The 235-nt window shown below is 46.0% G+C and carries 1 protein-coding gene; it reads right to left on the bottom strand.

Annotation, left to right across the window (positions count from 1 at the left end; all coding sequences use genetic code 11):
• A partial coding sequence (locus tag AC6UD2_RS06905; protein WP_500698451.1) for a hypothetical protein occupies window positions 1–235 on the bottom strand: 235 nt, incomplete at both ends.

Genomic DNA, 235 nt, shown 5'->3' with positions numbered 1-235 from the left:
ACGCTTATGAAAATATCTAATGATTCCAAACAGGCGAGCTCCGTTCAACTTAATTTCACCAAGATTTCTCCACCGACTACGATACGGCCTCAACCGGAGCTCGATAGCAGTCACGTCGTTAATGCGAGTTGCTTGACAATTAAAGATGACGCCAACGATCCGTCTCTTGATGCTATTGTGACCATAACACCCTGCCTTATCAATCTGGGAGATGGGGCGACTTACACCTATAGAC

The organism is Fructilactobacillus sp. X2R5C2, from assembly GCF_059901375.1.
This window is presented reverse-complemented; position numbering and strand designations above follow the sequence as displayed.